The organism is Rhizobium sp. CB3090 (assembly GCF_029714285.1).
Lineage (GTDB): Bacteria > Pseudomonadota > Alphaproteobacteria > Rhizobiales > Rhizobiaceae > Rhizobium.
The window spans coordinates 2328481-2347489 of sequence record NZ_CP121662.1 but is presented as its reverse complement, the minus strand read 5'-3'; the positions used below and the strand labels follow the sequence as shown (position 1 = coordinate 2347489).

The following is a 19009-nucleotide window of genomic DNA, read 5'->3' as shown; positions in this document are numbered from 1 at the left end:
CCTGTGGATCTTAGGAAAAACCCCGGAATCCTCTGCGGATTCCGGGGTTTTGTTTTGGCCTGTTGGAAGCCCTCTACAGCTATTTGATCGTGCGCACGATGGCTGCGCCCGACGTCATGCCGCCGCCGAAGGCGACGAGGCCGAGGTTGAGCGGCTCGGGATGTTCATTGGCGACGTGCATCATAGCGAGCGGGATGCTTGAGGAACTGGTGTTGCCATAGGTCTCGATGACGCTGAGCGCCGGCCTGCCGCTGCGCTTGGCAATGGTGTCGATGATGCGCTGGTTGGCCTGATGCGGCACCAGGAGATCGAGATTGGCGAGCTCTAGTCCGGCATCGACGCAAGCGTCCTCGATCGAGCGCGACATAGAATGCACGGCTTCGGTGAAGACCGAGCGGCCGTTCATTGAAATCACGCCTTCTTCGGGCAGCGGCACGTAGAGGAGGTCGCCCGGCTCCGGACGGCCGCTGATGACGGGACGACTCGCCGCAAACAGCGGATTGCGCGCCATGTCGCGGCTGGTCACCAGACAGGCCGTTGCGGCATCGCCGAACAGGATGGCCGTCGAGAAATCGCTCATGTCGAGCAGTGGCGACAGCACTTCGGAGGTGACGATCAGCACCTTGGCGTCGTTCTGTTGAGCGATGAAGTCGTAGGCCTGCTGCAGGGCATAGAGATAGCCAGAGCAGGCGGCTCCCATGTCATAGGCGGCAAGCGATGGCCGCACGCCGTCTTCGGCAACGGCAACAGCAACACGGCTTGCCAGCGACGGAGTGGCGATATCGGGCGTGCCGGTGGCGGCGATGACGAGGTCCATATCGTGGATCGTCATATTGGTCTGGCGCAGGAGATCGCGGACAGCCTTGGTCGCGAGGCTCAACGTGCCTTCGTCGGGGCCGATCCAGAAGCGGCTCTTGATGCCTGTCAGCGCAAAGATTTCCTCGGCACGCCGGTTCGGCCAATTGTGGATGATGTCTTCATTGCTGACGCGGCGGGCGCCGGTCGCAAAACCCATGCCACTGACGGCGATTTCGGAGAAGTTGCCGGAATGACGGCGTAGCGCAGGGATCGAATGGGATTTCAGCCGGCGCAGCACGAATTTGTTATGGGCTTCCGAGGCGAGTGCGAAATTGCGTTCGCTGAGGTCACGGTCGGCATCGACGGTCAAAAGCGCGCTGTCAGTGGCGATCTGATCGCCGATCTTGGCGAAAACCTCCTGAACGACGCCGCCGATATTGGCGCAGATTTCGACCGAGGCTTTGGTCGCCTCCACCACGGCGACGAGCTGGCCGACTTCGATCGTATCTCCAGGCTTGACCAGCATATCGGTCACCAGCACGCTTTCATCGGCAGGGCCGGAGCCGATGGCCTTGATGGCTGCGGTCGGACCTGTCTTGTCCTCTTCATGCCAGGTGACCTCGCATTCGAGAACCTCGGCCATCAGATCGACCAGCTTGCTGTAGGAGGGCAGTGTTTCCAACTGATTGCGGAAATTGAAGGGAACATGCGCATCCGAGCGGGCGAGCCGGCGGACGATGACAGGTACGTCGGTCTTTTCGGTCACGGTCGCGACGATTTCGGCGCCCATGCCGACCGTGCGATTGTCTTCATGCACGACGATCAGGCGCCTGGTGCGCTTGGCGCTCGCAAGCACTTCCTTTTCGTCCCAGGGCGAGATCGAGCGAAGGTCGATGACTTCAACCGAAAATCCCTGGGCTTCGAAGGCGCTTGCCGCCTTAGCGCAGAGCGAAACGGTATTGCCATAGGTGACCAGCGTCAGGTCGCGGCCGCGAGCGACGTAGCGCGAGAGGCCGGGTCGGACGAAATGCCTGTCGAGATCGGTGGATGTGCGGCCGTCGGAATTGTTGAGCACGGCCTTGGGGTAGAGGAAGACGGTCGGACGGTGTGACTCGAAGGCCGCATTGAGCAGGCCAGCGGCATCGCCGGCGCTGGAGGGCATGACGACGTCGATACCGGGCGTGTGCGCCAGCATGCTCTCGAAGCTCTGCGCGTGGAACGGCCCGAGGCCCGGCTTATAGCCGCCGCAGCTCACCATGAGGATGACGGGTGATTCCCAGGCGCCTTGAGTGCGCCAGAACATGCTGCCCATCTCCGAGACGATCTGGTTATAGGCGAGCGGCAGGAAGTCGGCGAATTGCAGGAAGGCGACCGGACGCTGGCCGGCAAGCGCCCGACCAACGGCGGTGCCGACAATGGTGGATTCGCTGAGCGCCGCATTGTGCACCCGTTCGGGATATTTCGTGCTGAGGCCGCGGGTGACGCCGAAGACATCGCCCTTGGGGTCTTCGATGTCCTGGCCGAAAAGGACGACATCGGGATTGTCGGCAAGCTGCTTGTCGAGTACGCCGTTCAGCGCCTCGCGCATGGTCAGCGTGGTCGCGCTCTTGCCGCCGCGATATTCCGTGGCCTTGTCGAAAGAAGCCGGGTAGGGCGCTTTCGCTTCCGGCTCGACATGCGGCGCATCTTCCTTGCGGGCAAGAGCTGCTTCCGCTTGCACCTCGGCGGTCAGTTCCCTCTCGATCTGTTCCAGCGCGGCAGCGTCGACACCTGCTTCCAGCAGGGCAGCGCGCAAATTGACGAGCGGATCGCGGACGGAGCCGGTCTCGATCTCTTCCAGAGTGCGATAGGTTTTCTGATCGTCGGCATTGGTATGGTCGGACAGGCGCTCGACATTGAGAACCACGAGGCTTGGCGTGCGGTTGTTGCGGCTGTGGCGGACAGCTTTGCGGAACGCTTCGCGCGACGCCTGCAGATCGGCACCATCGGCACGGATGATATCGAGGCCGTAGAAGGACGACGCGGGTCCGGTCGGCAGATCGAAGAAGGTTTGCTTGGTGGTCCGCGTCGAGATCGAGAAACTATTGTCTTCGACGACGAAGACGACAGGATATTGGCTGCGCACGGCCTCGGCCACGGCTTCGACGAATTCGCCCTGCTGCGTGGTGCCGTCACCGAGGCAGCAAATGGCGATCGGCATGCCGGACTTGTGTTTCAGCGCGGCGCCGACGCCGACAGCATGCAGCGCGTTGTTGCCGACGGGGCCGACGATCGAGGTAATGTTGAGAGCGCGGGAGGAAAGATGCGCGCTCATCTGCCTTCCGGCGGAATGGGAATTGGCTGTGGCGAGAAGACTGGAGAAAAACTCACGAATGGGCATGCCGCGCGCCAGCATCAAGGCCTTGTCGCGATAATGCAGATGCAACCAGTCGTCTTCATGGAGGAATTCGTTGAGCAGCGCCGTCGACTCATGTCCGGCACCAGAAACGTGAAAATGTGCTATGCCTTGCTTGATGAATTCTCGTTCAAGCCGGTCTATTTCACGAGATGCGAAAAATATTCTATGAAGTTGCTTGAGATGATCTGGGGTAAATCTCCCTTCCATTTCAATGATTTTCCTAATCTGTCATGACCATCAATTTGCGTCGGATAGGTAACCCCGTGGGGTATCTTTTTCAATACACGTTAAATGACAATATCTTCTCGGTTTGAAATAGGTTTCCGAGCATTGGTTGCATCTTCGATTTTGGCGGCGCCGGCTTCGATAAAAAATCCATGCATCCTGGCACTATTCGCCGTGGCACACGCGCGATGCCAACCAGCGGATGCTGTTCGTCATCCCTCAGCTCGTTTGCGGATCGGCTCTTCGGTTTCGTCGCGAAGAGAGGCCTTCCTAGCTGCCAGCGCCTCCTTTGCCAGCAACTCTTTCGGCTTTTTCCCAATGATTTGCCTGCGCCCCGTGGTGGAGAAGGGCTGCGCGAGCTGGGCAAGGAAACCTTTGGCGACCTTGCCGCTGATGCCGATGTCGGTGGAGGAGGGACGCGGGGGGTTATAGTAAGTGCCCAGGATCTGGTCCCAGATCACGAGGTTCTCGCCGTAATTGGTATTGCCCTCGGAAAGCAGCTTAGAGTGATGCCAGCGGTGCAGGCGCGGTGTCGAGAGGATCCAGTCGAGCGGGCCGGTGCGCACGTCAATGTTGCAATGGGTCAGGAGACCGATAAACGCCGTCACCGCGCCAATCCACAGGAAAACCGGCAGCGGTGCGCCGAGGAGATAGAGCGGGATCTGGCCGAGCGCGATCTTGAACAGCGAATCGATGATGTGGAAACGCCCGGTATTGATGACCCACAGCCGCTCGACGCTGTGATGCAGGGCATGGAAACGCCAAAGCGACAGGTACTCATGCGCGAGGCGATGGGCGACATAGAGGCCGAATTCGGCGATGATCAACCCCAGCACGACCTGCAAAGCCATCGGCCATTGTTCCGGCCAGATATGTGCCTGGTGGCTTAGAAAAGGTTGCGCCACGGTCGCCACCGCCATCGGAAACGACGTGCCGATGGCTGCCGCGATCTGCACGCTGCCTTTGCTCAAAAGCGTGTGTGCGACATCGCTAAACGTCTCGCCGTCACGCTCCAGCCAGGCCTCCTCGTAGGGCATAAGCCGCTCGAAAAGCGCAATCGTCGCCACGATGGAGAGATAGACGACGTTGAACCAAAGGAGCTGCATATGAGACTGAAACGCAAAATAGGCACCCGTCAGTCCGGCACAAAAGATCACCGGCCACAAGAAGGATGAAACAGCAGCGTAGAGACGCGAACTGTTTTGAAATGTCATGCCATTATCCTCGGATTCTAATCAATCAGGTGGGTTGGCGCGTAAAATATGCGCGATATGTACCGCGATGATTGTGGGCGAGAAAGAGAAATTTTTATCCGAAGTCGAAGCGCTTTGTATTTCGCCGTGTTATGGGCGATGGCACGGGCCGCCGATTGCGGAGGTCGTCGAGACGAAACGAGGCGCATTCCGAATGGTTTGGTGGGAACACATGGTTGTGTCCCCTATGCAAGGTCGATAAGCCTCGTTTCTACGCGAACGTCAGCTTGCTTTTCTGCTGTCCGGCCTCGTCGAAATTCTCGGGGGACAGCCAGCGCTCGTAACCGGCCTTCAGGCGCGGCCAGTCGGCATCGATCATGGCGAACCAGGCGGTATCGCGATTCCTGCCTTTGGCGACCATGTGCTGGCGGAAAATGCCTTCGAAGGTGAAGCCGAAACGTTCTGCAGCGCGCTTCGACGGCTCGTTGAGATTGTGGCATTTCCACTCGAAACGGCGATAGCCGAGCGTATCGAAGACGTAGGAGGCGAAGAGATAGAGTGTTTCGGTGGTAACGCGGGTGCGGGCGATCGCCGGTCCCCAGAGGATGCTGCCGATCTCGATGACGCCATGCACGGGATCGATGCGCATCAGCGCTTGGCGGCCTTCGGCCTTGCCGGTCCGTTTGTCGATCGTGGCAAAGAACAGCGGATCGGCGCTGGCGGCGGCCTTTTCGAGCCAGGGCGTGAAGGCGGCGAGATTGGCCGGTGCATCCTCGAACAGATAGCGGAAGCGATCATCGGCTCCGGGCGCTTGCGCCGAAGCATAGAGATCGGCGCCATGGAGTGCCGCGTCGAGCGGCTCCAGCCGGACGTAGCGGCCTTCCAGGGTGATCCGTTCCGGGCGCGGCACGCCATTCCAATTCGCGAGGTCCATGTCGAAGTCCTTTGGTCTCAAATAATCTATCGAATCCGGCCCGATTGTATCAGTGCCGCGAGCGGTTCGGGTAGCTCTATCCCATCCGGCAATCCGGGCGCTGCTTCCGCCGGGGCCAGATGGCTTCGCACCGGCAGGACGCCTGCCCAGACGGGAAAATCCGCCTCGTCGCTATCGCCCGGCGGGCCGTTGCGGACCTTGGCCGTCGCCTCGTCGATTTCCATCCTCAGGACCGATGTCGCTTTCACCTCCTGGCGGGTCATCGGCCGCAGGCTGTCCCAGCGGTCGGGAAATAGATTTTCGATGAAGCGGCGGAGTGCATCGGCCTTTTCCTCGACATCTTCCACAAGGCGGGCCGTGCCAAAAACCATGGCAGAGCGATAGTTGACCGAATGGTTGAAGGCGGAACGGGCAAGAACATAACCATCCATGAGGCTGCAGGTGAGGCAGACAGGCATATCCTCAGCCGCACGCAGAAAGCGGCTCGCCGCCGAACCGTGCCAATAGACATAGTCGCCTTCGCGCCAATGCAGCGTCGGCGTCACATAGGGCGCGCCGTTGATGACATAGCCGACATGGCAGAGGGGCGATGCGTCCAGAATGGCATGGACATCGGCGCGAGCATGACTGCCGCGGTTGGGTGAGCGCCGTACGCGCGAGCGTTCGGTGGTCGGATAGTCGTCTGTCTGTGGCGGGTAAAGATCGGCCATGGTTTCCTCATCGGTATCAATTGATCTATGCCGCCAAAGAGGTAGGTTATAAACGGCCAGTTTTTCTATTTCTTGCAGACCAATTGGAGATATCATGGCACCCGTTGCACAATGGCCGGCGCTCGATCGGGTGGCAGGCGACTTGGAGGGCCAAGTGTATCGCGTGATGCGCGATCGCATTCTCCAGGGGCAAATGCCGCCGGGACAACGACTGCCGTCGACGCGAATGCTGGCAATTTCGCTCGGCGTCGCGCGCTCCACTGTGGTCAATGCCTATGAGCGGCTGAAAGCGGAGGGCTATCTGCAATCGACGACGGGTGCTGCGACCCGCGTCGCCGCATTCACGACACCGCCTCTGCAGGGGCAAGCTGCATCCACGCCGCTCAGTCCGATGCCGGTGGTCGAGGGTGCCGCGGGCGGTCTGTTCGAGCCGGGCGTGCCGGATGTCGCTACCTTTCCGCACGCTGCCTGGGCGCGATGTCTCGGCGCCCGCGGCCGTTCGCTGCGGGTCCACGATCTCGGCTATGGCGCTCACAGCGGCATTCGCGAGCTGCGTGAGGCCATACTCGACCATATTTCTGCCACGCGCGGCGTGATCGCTCGCCCGGAACAAGTTCTCATCGTTCCCTCTACCGCAGCCGCCATCGATCTGCTGGCGCGTGTCCTGTTGCGGCCCGACCGCCCGGATGGGAAGGTCGCCTGGATGGAAGAGCCGGGTTATGCAACGGCGCAGGCATTGCTGCGGATGGCGCGTGCGGATCTCGTGCCGGTGCCGTGCGATCAGGCGGGCATCGATGTCGGCAGAGCCGCCGGTCCGACGCCACGGCTGATCTATGTCACGCCCTCGCATCAATATCCGACCGGCGTGACGATGAGCCTGCCGCGCCGTCTGGCACTGCTGGAATTCGCCCGCGCCAATGGATCGGTGGTGCTGGAAGACGATTATGACAGCGAGTTCCAGTATGCTTCCCGCCCGATCGCCGCGCTGCAGGGCATCGATCGCGGCGAAGTGGTTGCTTACCTCGGCACTTTCTCGAAGACGCTCGCCCCCGGCCTGCGCGTCGCATACGCAGTCGTGCCGTCCTGGCTTGTCTCCGAGGCCGCGGCTGCGCAGCGGCTGAGAGGGGCTGTCGTGCCGATCCACATCCAGGCGGCGCTCGCCGATTTCATCCGCGAAGGCCGTTTTCGTGCGCATCTGAGACACATGAATGCCGTCTATGCTGCGCGGATGGCGGCGGCCGTTTCCGCATTGCGCCGTCATTGCGGAGATCGGCTCGAGATCGGCGAGGGCACCGGCGGGCTGCAACTGGCCACCTGGTTTCGGGAGGCTGGCGCCGATGATCGAGCGGCCGTCCAGCGGATCAATGCTCAGGGCTTCGCGCTTCGCCCCATGTCCGCACTGCATCTTGGCCCTCCGCGGCCCGGGCTGCTGTTCGGCATAGCACGCATGGCGCCTGAGGCGGCGGACGCTGCGGCGGCAAAGATCGCGAGGCTGATCAAACCTGGTTCCAGTGGCGGATGACCGGTTCGCTCAAATCGTGTTCATAACCGAGAATACTGATGCTGGTGGTGTCGAGCACGAAATGCGCTCCGCTTTGCGGCGGGAGGCCGAGCCAGCGGGCGGCGAAGACCCTCAAGAAATGCGCGCTGGAGAAGATCAGCACATTGCCGTTCACCTCCCGAAGCTCGCTGATGATCCGGTCGGCTCTCGCGCCGACATCGGTTGCGGTCTCGCCACCAGGGCAGCCGTCGCGAAAGAGTTGCCAGCTGGGACGCTGATCCAGGATTTCCTTGGTGGTGACGCCTTCATAGGCGCCATAATTCCACTCCGCCAGATCGTCCTTGACGACACGCGCCTCGCCGAAGCCTGCCAGTGTGCTGGTGGTTTTGGCTCGCTGGGACGGGCTCGACCAGACGGCGGCGAAATCCATGGCGGGCAGGCGGCCTGCGACTTTGCGGGCGGCCTCTTCACCGGCGGCGGTGAGGGGGATGTCGGTTCGCCCCGTATGCCGGCCGGACAGGCTCCATTCCGTCTGTCCGTGCCGAACCAGGTAGATTTCCGGATACGCGCTGCTCATCTGAACGCCTCTCGATCGCGCTGAAGCTCCCGCAATTCTTCGCATCCGCGAGATGCTCTGTCGAGGGAGTATGTCGGCGCTTCGGGAGGGTATTCAACTCATCGTTTGACAGCGCGGCGGACGCTATGCACCAGAATAGCAAGGCAGCCGAGCAGCAGAAGAAGACCGCCGATCAGCGGCGGCAGGGCAAGAAGCTTGACTGCGCCGGCGACGGCGATCACCAGTATCAGCGAAAAAGCCGCTAGACTGCCGTCGTCGATAAACATACCGATGAGCTCGGATATAAGGATACGAATAACGTTCATTGGGCTGCCTTTGCTGTGGATTTGCCGACGGAGTCGCGCAGGCTACGGATGATGGCGAAGGACGCCAGGGCAACGATTGCGAAGATGGCGATAAGCGCAAGATCGGCGCCGGGCCAATCCGCGCCGATGCCTTCGCCGGTCCAGAAGATGCCGAAGCTGGTCAACATCAGCCCGACTACGAATTTGAGCGTATTTTCCGGCACCATGGCAAGCGGGCGATGCACCAGCAGGCCGATCAGCATGACCAGGATGAAGGCGGCGAGGGCGCCGAGACCGGCATAGAGCATCAGGCCATGGGCGCCGCCAACAGCGATGACGATGAAGACCACCTCGACGCCTTCCAATAGTACCGCTTTGAAGGAGGCGAGGCCGGCGAGATAGTCGGCGCGCCGGTTTCCGGACTGCTGCCGAAGCACCGCGGTTTCCTTGGAGAAGGCCGCTTCCTCGTCGTGCAGGGCTATGACGCCGAGCGAACGGAGAATGGCCTTTCGCAGCCAGCGCATGCCGAAAAGGATCAGGAGAACGCCGACGACGAATTGCAGTGTAGCGATCGGCACCAGCGCCAGCAGCGGCCCGAAGATCAGAACGAGGGCAGCAAGCACCGCAAGCGCGAGGGCGCCACCCGTCAGCGCCGGACGCCAACTCCGCGTGATGCCGACGGCAAGGACGATGGTGAAGGCTTCCACGACTTCAACGAAGGAACCGAGGAAGGACGCCGTTATGGTGGAAAGGATGGGTGTGAGACCGTTCATGCAATGAATCCTGGGTAACGGATAGCTATTGATTTTGCATGATCTTATCCGAAAGCCACTCGAATTTTTCAGGTAAGATCGGCCGAAAGCCGGATTCATAATCACGTTTCGGTGCTTCCCGCTCAGATATGTAACAAAATCCGCGTCAAAGCCGTATATTTACGGGACGGTGATCGTCCCTTTCATGGGAGGTTCCAGGAATGTTGACCAGACGACTTCTCCTCATCGCTGCCGGCCTCGGGGCGGTTGCGGCCCGATTTGGTTCGGCATCGGGCCCGGCCATTGCAGCCGGGAAATTCCCCGTTACCCATACCGACGAAGAATGGCGCGAGCTGCTGACGCCGGAGCAATATTCCGTACTGCGCGAAGAGGGGACGGAATATCCGTTTTCCAGCCCGTTGCTGCACGAAGAGCGCAAGGGCAACTTCGCCTGTGCCGGCTGCCAGCAGGATATTTTCTCTTCGAGCACGAAGTTTGACAGCGGCACCGGCTGGCCTAGCTTTTGGGCGCCGATCAACGGTGCGGTCGGCACGACAGAGGATCATTCCTTCGGCACGATGCGTACCGCGGTGCATTGCAGCCGCTGCGGCGGCCATCTCGGCCATGTCTTTCCCGACGGGCCAAAGCCGACAGGTCTGCGCTACTGCATGAATGGCATCGCCATGACATTCCATGCGATTTCGGCTTGATCGCCGAAAGCGGAGCCCTTTGACTGAAAAGCTGGCTCTCAGGCGTTGCCGTTTATCGCCGCCCGTACTGCGGGGATCACCTTCTTGCCGTAAAGCTCGATGCAGTGCATCAATTTGCCATGGCTGAGCGTGCCGGCGCTGTATTTCAATTGAAAGCGGCTGATGCCCAGCGTCCTGATGACCGGCGCGAGCTTGGCGGCGACCGTTTCGGGAGAGCCGACATAGAGTGAGCCGCTTTCGATCTCGCTTTCGAATTCGTCGCGCGTCATCGGTGGCCAGCCGCGCTCGCGGCCGATACGGTCGCGCATCGCCTTGTAGCTCGGCCAGAGTTCTTCGCGAGCCTGATCGTCGGTATCGGCCATATAGCCTGGAGAATGGATGCCGATCGGCTGAACAGGGCGGCCCAATTGCGCGAATGCCCTGTGATAGAGATCGATATAGGGCTGAAAGCGATAGGGGCTGCCGCCGATGATTGCCAACATCAGCGGCAGATCATATTGCGCGGCGCGGACGACTGAAGCCGGACTGCCGCCAACGCCGATCCATGTTTTCAGATGACCCTTCTCGATCGTCGGGAAGACGCGCTGATTGCTGAGCGGCGGGCGGGTCGTTCCCTTCCAGGTGACCGGCTCGTTGGAAAGTAGGGCCGCGAAGAGATCGAGCTTTTCCTCGAACAGCTTTTCATATTGCGACAGCTCGAAGCCGAAGAGCGGGAAAGATTCTGTGAAGGAACCGCGGCCGAGGATCACTTCGGCGCGTCCGCTCGAGGCGGCGTCCAGGCTGGAAAAGCGCTGGAAGACGCGGATGGGATCATCGGAACTCAGGACCGTCACCGCCGAGCCGAGGTGGATGCGCGACGTGCGGCCGGCAATGGCGGCAAGCACTGTTTCCGGCGATGAGACGGCGAAATCCTCACGATGATGCTCGCCGATGCCGAAGAAGTCGATCCCAAGCTGGTCCGCAAGCACGCCTTCGTCGATCACATTGCGGATGACCTGTGCGTGAGATTCCGGAGTCCCGTTTTCGTCTTGGGTCACGTCGCCGAACGTATCGAGCCCGAATTCGACAGTATTTGCCATCATGATGTTTCCGTCGCCTATCGCGATTGCGTCGTGGGCATTTACCCGCGTTCCCGCAGGTGAACCACCCGCAAAGTTTCGGAGGTTTCCTTCGAAGAATTCGATATGGCTGTGGTCGTGCCCCTAAATTGCCGGGACTTTGCGCTTGGGTGTGCATCCGATCGCTGGAGGAAGAAGGAGGAAGCGCATGTCAGAGCTGAAGAAGGTCAATCTCACGAAAGCTTTTGCGGGTTTCAGCGAGCCCTGGATCCCGCACATTGGCGGCGACATCAACGACTTTCAGATCAAACTCGAAGGCGCCTTTCATTGGCATCATCACGAAGAAGAAGACGAATTGTTTCTCGTAATCAAAGGCACGCTTCGCATGAAGCTGCGCGAGGAGAATGGCGGCGGTGCGTCAGCCGGCGCGGCTTTGAACGGTGTGGGACGATCTGCGGTCTCCGCTTGGCGAGATCGCAGATCGAGTTCGAGGCTGACAGCCATCAATTCAATTGAGCCAGCTTGTTCGGCGGACGGCGGCATCCGGCGAACACATCCAGGCTGGGGTCATAAACCTTCGTCGCAACATCCATCAGACCGAGGACGCTGTGGAAGATATTGTCGTGAGAATAGGTGCCGTCAGCGGCATGCTTTGCCAAGCAGGTCATGTCATAGCCGCCCGTCCTCGCCAGATCGTCGGCCAGCCAGACCAGGAACGGCACATGGGTCTGTTCCGACGGGGCGATGAGATAGGGCGTACCATGCAGGTAGATCCCGTTCTCGCCAAGCGACTCGCCATGATCGGAGAAATACACGACTGCGCCGGACAGCGAGTTTGAGCGCTGCTTCAATTTATCGATCACCGCCGAAACGATATGGTCCGTATAGAGGATCGTATTGTCATAGGCGTTGGTGATTTCTTCCGGGGTGCAACTGCCGAAATCATTGGCGCGGCAATCGGGCGTGAAGCGGCGGAACTCATCGGGATAGCGCTGGTAGTAGGCAGGGCCGTGACTGCCGAGCTGGTGCAGCACGAGAACGCTATCGCCTTTGATATGGTCCAGCCAATTATCGACCTTGTCCACTAGGATCGCATCCAGGCATTCGCCATCCTTGCAGAAGCGGGGATCAGCCGATGTCGGCAGATAGGTGTAGGGGACGCGGTCGGTGACGTGATAGCTGCCGGTATCATTATCGAGCCAAGTGACATCGACTTTGGCATGGGTCAGCACGTCAAGCAGGTTCTGCGTTTCGAGGCCCTTCAGGTGGGTATATTGCTCCCGTGTATAAACGGAGAACAGGCAAGGGATCGAAGTTGCCGTCGCCGTCCCGCAACTGCTGGTCTTGGGGAAATAGACTACATTCTGTTTCGCCAGCTCCGGATTGGTCATCTTGCCATAGCCGCCGAGCGAAAAGTTTTGAGCTCGCGCGGTTTCACCGGCGACGATGATGGTCACGCGCGGCTTGCCATTGTCGGTCGTGCCAACCTTGTGAGCATCCGTGCCCAGGGGCTGTGCGACGATGCTTGAATCCTTTCGCGAGTTGATGGCGTAACGCACGGCGCTGGTGATCGGCATGACCGGATTGAGCGTGTCCACGAGATCGGGGTGCGCGCGGCCGACACCGGCGAACGTCTTGTAGAAGCTGGTGCCTGCAACCACGAAGACGGCGAGGCAGGAGAGGATGACGGCGGTATTATAGGCAAGCTTCTTGAGGATCGGACGATGTGCAATGCGCACCCATGCAATCACCAGAGAGGGTAGAACGCCCGTCAGCAGCACATGCGTTGCGAAACGCAGCGTAATCAGGTGACCGGCCTCCGCACCCGTCGATACCGCCGCATTGCGGATCATCTCCTTGTCGATGATGACCCCGAACTGATCGTTGAACCAGGAGGACACCGCCGCCACGAGAACAAAGAAAATCAGGACCGGCTTGGTGACGTATTTGGCGGAGAAAAACGTAAAGAGCGCCATGATGGCCGCGGAGATGCCAATGGCGAAGGCGGCAAAGGCGGTCGGTTCCGCGACGAAATAGCCATAAGCCTTGGTCCAAAACGTCTGGTTCGTCACAAGAAGGATATAAATCGTGGTTAAAAGGCAAAGAGTGACGCTGCCGATTGCTGGCCGGACGCTTTGTCGGCCAGGCTGCGTGTTTTTATCGTTCAATGTTTTTCTCCAAAGCGTTTCCCGCAGAGCGGTCGGAAACCGTAAACCGCAGCGCATAGGGCGCGACTTCGACCATTTTAAAGCGCGGGAACCTGCCCGCCATTGCTGACATTTACCTGAACGATATTCGTTTGTGCACTACTGATTGTTGATCGCCGCCCCTTATCTACTCTTTTCGGCCCGAGGGCACGTCAATTTCAGGTCGCCGTCAGAAATCCCGATCATAGCTTCTTTTCTCGAACAAGGGAGAAGTCGTGCGGATTTTGCTGGTCGAAGACAATGCCACTATCGGCAATGCGGTACAGGATCATTTGCTTGCCGAGGGCTGGGCAGTCGATTGGTCGATGAACCTTCGGACGGCGATGACGGCGGTCGCTGGCGAAGCTTATGACGTGGTCCTCCTCGACCTTCGCCTGCCGGACGGAAGCGGCCTGGAACTGCTGAGATATATGGGGCCGAAGGTCTCCTCGATGCCGGTGATCATCATGTCCGCTTATGATCAGCTATCGGACCAGATGGCCGGAATGAGCATTGGTGCGGTCGATTATCTCATAAAGCCGTTCGGGCTTAGCGAACTCACTGCTCGCATCCGCAAAGCAACGACGCCTTCAGGCGCCGGACAATCGGGAAATTGCCGCTCGCACATTCTTCCGAAAGCCGGCTGAAGGGCGCAGCCGCGATGCTGTTATCAAGGCTGCTGCGATCTGGGGCTGAAGATCTCGAAAATGGTCAGCATGGCTGCGAACATGACCAGCGACAAAAGCCAACCCAGGACTGCGTCGGACAGATAGTGGGCGCCGGTCAGAACACGCATCGTCGGCATCATAACCGATATCACGGCGAGCGGTACTCCGAGCGGGAGGCGCCAGCGCGGCGGTAGCAGCAGGGCAAGACAGAGAAGCCATCCGGCCGATGACGACTCTCCGGAGACGAAAGAGCAATTCCTGAGGCACTTGCCGGCAAACGAGCCTGCCTGAACGAAATCGAACGCGCCGCCGAAAAGATCGGTATCGCGGGGACGCGGTCGGCCGGAGAAAGCTTTCAGGATCAGATTGACAATGAGGCCGCAGCCAAGCGCAAGCGACAGCAGCGCTGCTATGCACCGATCGATTTTCGGCGTGCGCCAGTTGGATCCGAGTTTCCTCCAAGACAGGAAGAGAACTGCGAGCAGCACGGCAATCGCGACATAGGGTAAAGCGAGTGTGATGGAGCGCAGGATAACGAAAAGCCGATCCTTGTCGTAGGCAAACATGCCGCAGACATCGTCTGCCGGATCGGACCATGGGCAAGGCGCGTTCGTAAAGACGCTGCGGGCGACGGAAAGATCGATCTCAGGAAATCTGTTGAAGAGAATAAGGAGCAAACACCAAAGTGCAGACAGTGCCAGGAAGGAGGCAAGCGGATTGCCGAACGGCGCAGCACGTTTGGGGTAAACAGCATAATCATCATACATCGGGAAAAGGCCGTCTTCTTCCGTCATCGCATATGGAACGGGGCAAGGGTTCGACTCTCGCGAAACGCGCTGACGATCTTCGCCCAGTGTTCCCTACGGTAGAAGCCTGACAGCAGCCTGAAACATCAACCGCTTGGGAAATGCGGTTTGTCTCCTCGACGGCGGTATTGTTGTTCTGCTTTGCACCTCCGTTACTCGCCGGTCTGGAAATAGGCTTCGAGACGATAGCCGTCAGGGTCGATGATGAAGGCTGCGTAATAGAATTGACTGTAGTCGGGCCGAATACCGGGCTTTCCGTTGTCTAAGCCGCCATTGGCAAGGCCTGCGGCATAGAAGGCGTCGACAGCCTCCTTGCTCGGCGCGACGAAGCAGAAATGCAGGCCGGAGCCGCGATCTGCCGGAACGGGGCGCTCGACCTCCATGACCCAGAACTGCGCCCGCTCCGCGCCATATCCGATCGTGCCGTCGAAATTCGACAGTCGCTCATAGCCGAGCGGCGCTAGCGTCGCATCATAGAATTGCCGTGCTCTTTCCAGGCTTTTTACACCAATCGAGATATGATCGAACATAGATGCAGGCTCCGGTTGTCCACTCCGCGGTTTGATGCCTGCCAAGGCTGAGGGTACGTTACCCTTTCGAAATCCAATGGCTTCGGCGTTGATGCCAACCATCTTGCAACGCCCTTTCGAAGTCAATGAAGAGTGTCGGGGAAGAGTGTCGGGCGCCTATTGGCGACTTTGAACAGGAAGCCTCCGAATTCCAGCATGGGGCAGGTTGCCTGCATGTGCTGAATTGATCGGGTGGACTGCTCTCGATGCCCCGGAGGAATTGCAGTCGTTGCGGGACATTAGATCGATCTGCATCACCCTCGAATCGAATTGGCGTCTCGAATGCGTATTTTTTTAAATCGCTTGTCGATTTCCGAAGGGTTGCTTCGTCGTCATATTGAGCGAGACAATTCCGCGGCAATGGCGCCAGCGGCTCGGCTCGAAAGGAATGGTCAAATGCGTTTCATGTCTATCATCACTTCCGCTCAGGTCGGCATGCCGACGCCGGAACTCATGGAAGCCATCGGTAAGCTCGCCGATCGCGAGATCAAGGCTGGCCGCATGATCGATACCGCCGGACTTATGCCGATGGAAACCGGAGCCCGGGTCAGCATCAAGGATGGAAAGCTCGTCATCGTCGACGGCCCGTTCGTGGAAGCCAAGGAAGTGGTCGGTGGCTATGCGATCTTCGAATTTCAGAACAAGGAGGAGGCTTTGGCGCTGACGGTCGAATTCATGCAGCTCCACATAGATCACATGCCGGGCTGGGAAGGCACGTGCGAGGTTCGTCCGTTCTTCCCGCCGGATATGAACCCATGCAGCACACACTCGGTCACGGTTGAGGTCGCTTGAAGCTAGCAGCCGAAAGAGGGGATAGGCGGCCATGACGGCCGCCAACGCCCATCGCACGATCCTGGCCGTCTGGCGGATCGAGCAGCCCAGGCTGATCACCAGCCTGGCAAGGATGCTACGCGACGTCCCTTTGGCCGAAGACCTGACGCAAGAGGCGCTGTTGGCCGCGCTGGAGCGGTGGCCCGAGACCGGCGTTCCGGAAAGACCGGGTGCATGGCTGATGGCGACCGCCAAGCGGCGGGCGCTGGATCATCTGCGCCGCCGCCCGATGATCGAGCGCAAGCATGAGATGATCGCTCTGGATATGGATGAGGAGCAGCAGGCCATGCCCGATCCAGACGCTGCCCTCGATGACGACATTGGCGACGAATTGCTCCGTCTCGTCTTCACCGCCTGCCATCCGCTGATATCGCGGGAAGCCCGCGTCGCACTGGCGTTGCGGATGATTTGCGGCTTGACGACGGAGGAGATCGCCAGAGCGTTCCTGCTATCGGAGGCGACGATCGCCCAGCGCATCGTCCGCGCCAAACGAACTCTTTCGGAATCGGGGCTGGCCTATGAGACACCCTGCGGCGACGAACTCGCGCAGCGGCTCGCCTCCGTATTGGAGGTCGTCTATCTGATTTTCAACGAGGGTTATACGGCGGCACGCGGCGAGGACTGGTTGCGGCCGCAGCTCTGCAACGAAGCATTGCGCATGGGCCGTATTCTCACCTCCGTCGCGCCGAACGAACCCGAAGCGCATGCGCTGCTCGCGCTGATGGAACTGAATGCCTCACGCACCGCGGCGCGTACGGACGCAGCCGGCGAGCCGATCCTTCTGCTGGAACAGAACCGCGCCCTTTGGGATCTGCTACAGATCCGGCGGGGACTGCGGGCACTTGCACGGGCGCGGGATCTCGGCGGTGCGGGCGGTGCTTACGCGCTGCAGGCGGCCATCGTCGCCTGCCATGCGGAAGCTCGAACGGCTGAGGCGACCGATTGGTCGCGCATTGCCGGGCTTTATGGGGAGTTGGCGGCGGTTGTGCCGTCGCCGATCATCGAACTCAATCGTGCGGTCGCGGTGGGTATGGCGAAGGGGCCGGAGGCGGGGCTGGCGATCGTCGATCAGCTTGCAGACGAGCCTGCGCTCAGCGGATATCACCTACTGCCGAGCGTTCGCGGCGACCTGCTTCAGAAGCTCGCTCGCCACGAAGAGGCGAGAGCCGCTTTCGAAGCGGCCGCCGCACTTGCCGGAAACCAGCGGGAGCGTGACTTGCTGTTGCGACGTGCCGCCGAAGCGGCATCGCTATCGTCATAATGGTATTCGCCGGATAATGGCAGCTTCCTGCAATCAGCTTCAGGACGATCGAAACCGTCTGATTGCGAATACCCGCGCCAAACGACGCGGGTATTCGCGACATCAACTATTCTGCCGCCTGGTATGCATTCGAACGCGATGTCGACGTTCTCGGACCGACCGCGGCCAGCAATGTCACCGTGGCGGCCAGTATCGCGACGAAGGCGGTGCCGGCAATATAGGGATTCCAGCCGAAGCTTGGGGCCGCTCCGAAGATGGCGGATGCGGCTGCCAGTACGATGCCGCCGCCGATCTGGAACGAGGCGAACAACAGCCCGGAGGCGAGGCCCGATTTGTCATCTTCTACATCGGACAATGCCGCCACCTGCACTGACGGATAGGTCATGGCATAGCCGACACCGAGCAATAGCTGAGAGACGGCGACGAGCAGGATCGGGTTGATGTTGCCGACCGAGAGAACCCAGAAGATATAGCTGATGGCCTGCAGCCCCGCGCCCAGCGTCATCAGCAAGGTCGTGCCGCGGTTCTGCCCGATCGTGGCGAAGCGGGGAGCGAGGAACATGACGCAGACACCGCCGAGGGCGAAGGCGAAACCAGTAGCGAAGGCCGACCAGCCGACGACATTCTGGTAATAGAGCGTCGCGATGAACTGGAAGCCGACATAGACCCCCTGGAACAAAGCGGCGAGAGCATTGGCATGGCTGAGCTTCGCCCGCCGGAAGATGGCAAGCGGCACCATTGGCTCCCTGTGCCGAGCTTCGACCAGCAGGAAGAGCAGAATGAGGACCAGGGCCGCGACCAATGCTCCCCAGGTGGGAAATGCCTGCCAGCCGGCGGCTGCGGCGTTGGTTATGCCAAAGACGAACAGCAGCAATCCAGGCGTGATCGTCAGCGCGCCGGCCCAGTCGAAGTGAGGCCGCGGCCCGGTTCGCCGATGATCGGCAGGCAGGACAAAGGGCGCGAGCATCAGTGCGAGGATGGCAACGGGTGCTCCCATGACCAGCGTCGCCCGCCAGCTAATGATGGTCGCGGCTCCGCCAAGCACCATGCCGAGCACAAAGCCGGCTGCGCCGGTGGAGGAGAACACGCCGAGCGCCTTGGCGCGGGCGTTTCCTTCGCCGAATACGGACAGAAGGAGGGCGAGTGCTGCCGGTGCCGTGAAGGCTGCGGCTATGCCTTTGATCAGGCGTGCGGCGATCAAGGTTGGCGCACTGTCGACGAAACCGCCGGCGATGCTGGCGGCGGCGAAGACGCCGAGCGACCAGAGGAAGACGCGGCGATGGCCGAAAAGATCGGCGACGCGGCCGCCGAGCAGCAGAAAGCCGCCATAGCCGAGCACATAGGCGCTGACGGCCCATTGCAGCGATGTCGCCTGAATGCCGAGTTCGGTCTGGATTGCTGGCAGCGCCACGCCGATGGTGGAGACATCCATAGCATCCAGGAAGTTCGCGGCGCAAAGCAGCAGCAACGCCAGCCCGGCCCCACTTCTTGATTTGGAATAAGTCATCGGAATCGTTCCTTCGTATGCTGCCGCCTCTCGGGAGGTTG

General features: G+C 60.3%; 17 protein-coding genes. 5 read left to right on the top strand and 12 right to left on the bottom strand.

Going from position 1 to position 19009, the window contains the following annotated elements:
* Positions 1–79: 79 nt before the first annotated feature.
* The 4 genes from QA646_RS11365 to QA646_RS11350 all read right to left on the bottom strand — a co-directional run bounded on the left by QA646_RS11365 (position 80) and on the right by QA646_RS11350 (position 6258).
* Positions 80–3403, bottom strand: a complete 3324-nt coding sequence (locus QA646_RS11365; protein WP_283055564.1) for a thiamine pyrophosphate-dependent enzyme — start codon at positions 3401–3403, stop codon at positions 80–82.
* Between the two features lie 230 nt (positions 3404–3633).
* The gene (locus tag QA646_RS11360) at positions 3634–4635 is read right to left on the bottom strand and encodes a sterol desaturase family protein (RefSeq protein ID WP_283055563.1); all 1002 of its coding nucleotides are present in this window, start codon (positions 4633–4635) and stop codon (positions 3634–3636) included.
* 250 nt (positions 4636–4885) lie between these two features.
* Entirely contained in the window at positions 4886–5548 is a 663-nt protein-coding gene (locus QA646_RS11355; protein ID WP_283055562.1) for a GNAT family protein, read from the bottom strand.
* A gap of 26 nt (positions 5549–5574) precedes the next feature.
* On the bottom strand, positions 5575–6258 hold the full coding sequence (locus tag QA646_RS11350; RefSeq protein ID WP_283055561.1) for a pyridoxamine 5'-phosphate oxidase family protein: 684 nt from the start codon (positions 6256–6258) through the stop codon (positions 5575–5577).
* Positions 6259–6352: 94 nt separating this feature from the next.
* Between QA646_RS11350 and QA646_RS11345 the strand changes: the two genes are divergently transcribed.
* Positions 6353–7780 (top strand): PLP-dependent aminotransferase family protein, encoded by a 1428-nt coding sequence (locus QA646_RS11345; RefSeq protein WP_283055560.1) that lies wholly within the window; start codon positions 6353–6355, stop codon positions 7778–7780.
* Here QA646_RS11345 and QA646_RS11340 read toward each other — a convergent pair.
* The 3 genes from QA646_RS11340 to QA646_RS11330 form a co-directional block, all read right to left on the bottom strand.
* Positions 7755–8336 (bottom strand): histidine phosphatase family protein, encoded by a 582-nt coding sequence (locus tag QA646_RS11340; RefSeq protein ID WP_283055559.1) that lies wholly within the window; start codon positions 8334–8336, stop codon positions 7755–7757. The two genes, QA646_RS11345 and QA646_RS11340, sit on opposite strands and share 26 nt — an antisense overlap.
* Before the next feature lie 98 nt (positions 8337–8434).
* Entirely contained in the window at positions 8435–8641 is a 207-nt protein-coding gene (locus QA646_RS11335; RefSeq protein WP_283055558.1) for a hypothetical protein, read from the bottom strand.
* Positions 8638–9393, bottom strand: coding sequence for a COG4280 domain-containing protein (locus QA646_RS11330; protein ID WP_283055557.1), 756 nt, complete (start codon positions 9391–9393; stop codon positions 8638–8640). Before QA646_RS11330 ends, QA646_RS11335 begins: the two co-directional genes overlap by 4 nt.
* 200 nt (positions 9394–9593) lie before the next feature.
* Here QA646_RS11330 and msrB point away from each other — a divergent pair, with 200 nt between their 5' ends.
* On the top strand, positions 9594–10082 hold the full coding sequence (msrB, locus tag QA646_RS11325; protein ID WP_283055556.1) for a peptide-methionine (R)-S-oxide reductase MsrB: 489 nt from the start codon (positions 9594–9596) through the stop codon (positions 10080–10082).
* A 38-nt stretch (positions 10083–10120) separates the two neighbouring features.
* Here msrB and QA646_RS11320 read toward each other — a convergent pair whose 3' ends face one another.
* Positions 10121–11161: an LLM class flavin-dependent oxidoreductase gene (locus tag QA646_RS11320; protein WP_283058844.1), complete on the bottom strand. Its 1041-nt coding sequence runs from the start codon at positions 11159–11161 to the stop codon at positions 10121–10123.
* A gap of 482 nt (positions 11162–11643) precedes the next feature.
* Complete coding sequence (locus tag QA646_RS11315; RefSeq protein WP_349254251.1) at positions 11644–13365, bottom strand: phosphoethanolamine--lipid A transferase; 1722 nt, start codon at positions 13363–13365, stop codon at positions 11644–11646.
* 197 nt (positions 13366–13562) lie between these two features.
* Between QA646_RS11315 and QA646_RS11310 the strand changes: the two genes are divergently transcribed.
* Positions 13563–13973 (top strand): response regulator, encoded by a 411-nt coding sequence (locus QA646_RS11310; protein ID WP_283055554.1) that lies wholly within the window; start codon positions 13563–13565, stop codon positions 13971–13973.
* Between the two features lie 23 nt (positions 13974–13996).
* Here QA646_RS11310 and QA646_RS11305 read toward each other — a convergent pair whose 3' ends face one another.
* Both QA646_RS11305 and QA646_RS11300 read right to left on the bottom strand, forming a co-directional pair.
* Positions 13997–14788 (bottom strand): phosphatase PAP2 family protein, encoded by a 792-nt coding sequence (locus tag QA646_RS11305; protein WP_283055553.1) that lies wholly within the window; start codon positions 14786–14788, stop codon positions 13997–13999.
* Between the two features lie 164 nt (positions 14789–14952).
* A complete protein-coding gene (locus tag QA646_RS11300) occupies positions 14953–15330 on the bottom strand; it encodes a VOC family protein (RefSeq protein ID WP_283055552.1) in 378 nt (125 codons plus the stop codon).
* A 435-nt stretch (positions 15331–15765) separates the two neighbouring features.
* Here QA646_RS11300 and QA646_RS11295 point away from each other — a divergent pair, with 435 nt between their 5' ends.
* The gene (locus tag QA646_RS11295; RefSeq protein WP_283055551.1) at positions 15766–16161 is read left to right on the top strand and encodes a YciI family protein; all 396 of its coding nucleotides are present in this window, start codon (positions 15766–15768) and stop codon (positions 16159–16161) included.
* Between the two features lie 31 nt (positions 16162–16192).
* Complete coding sequence (locus QA646_RS11290) at positions 16193–17461, top strand: RNA polymerase sigma factor (RefSeq protein WP_283055550.1); 1269 nt, start codon at positions 16193–16195, stop codon at positions 17459–17461.
* Positions 17462–17567: 106 nt separating this feature from the next.
* On the opposite strand, the gene QA646_RS11285 is transcribed toward QA646_RS11290, so the two are convergent.
* A complete protein-coding gene (locus QA646_RS11285) occupies positions 17568–18968 on the bottom strand; it encodes an MFS transporter (RefSeq protein ID WP_283055549.1) in 1401 nt (466 codons plus the stop codon).
* Between the last annotated feature and the right edge of the window lie 41 nt (positions 18969–19009).